This is a genomic window from Natronococcus jeotgali DSM 18795, assembly GCF_000337695.1.
GTDB classification, from domain to species: Archaea; Halobacteriota; Halobacteria; order Halobacteriales; family Natrialbaceae; genus Natronococcus; species Natronococcus jeotgali.
In genome coordinates, this window is the sequence record NZ_AOIA01000050.1 from 1 (window position 1) to 827 (window position 827).

General features: G+C 57.2%; 1 pseudogene. It reads right to left on the reverse strand.

Annotation, left to right across the window (positions count from 1 at the left end):
- Window positions 1–117 precede the first annotated feature (117 nt).
- A pseudogene (locus tag C492_RS07260) lies at window positions 118–789 on the reverse strand (transposase); the annotation flags it as partial.
- Window positions 790–827 lie beyond the last annotated feature (38 nt).

The window sequence follows — 827 nt, forward strand, 5'->3', positions numbered from 1 at the left end:
GAGTGAACAGGAAATAGAATCCACGGATGAGGAGAAGTGAAGTAAGAAGGCTGAGATACGCTGTTCTAGGCGAATGCTGTTGCTCACCAAGAGCTTGCCCAAGGCCGCGGGCTGGCATCAGCCCGCGGCCGGCGCGTATGCTTCTGGTACACCTGTTCCGTTCATCTCAATCTCCCAACTCCGCTCTAACTCTTCCTCTAATGCATGTCTGATCCAGTCAGAGAACGTCTTGAACGTGAATTCCTCGGGCAGGTCGCGCCCGCCCCGCCGGGGGCGGGCGACGACCGCCCATCGAAGCACAAGCCAGAGGTTCTCCAACAGGAATCCAACCAGGACAAACGCGAAGCGGATGATTGGGTCTTGTGTCGTCGTTACCACTCGTGCTTGGCGAAATACACGGTAGCTCGTTTCGATCGCTGACCGTTTCCGATAGAGCCGTTCGACTTGTTTCGGCGTGTGATCGGCCAGATCACACGCCACATAGCCTCGAACGACTTCGCCGCTTTTCCCGCGATCTCCGGCGCGATAGGAGACAGCGACCGCGAGCGGGAATTCCAGTTCCCGCTCGCGGCCTTTGTACATCCGATAGGTCGTCATGTACGAGCAGTGCGTATCCAGCTTCTTCCTCATGCGCTTGCCCTTCTTTTGGACGGGAACGACAGTCGCAGCAATCTCCCGCGAACGGCGCAGGATACGTTCGTTGTAGAAGCCACGATCAGCCAAGAGCAGCTCTATCTCGAAGGGATAGTGCCTTGTTGAACGCAAGACAGCGTCGGGATGGGGTTGGTCATACACGGTTTTACGGCGTCAGAGGCCGGTTCTTGGAG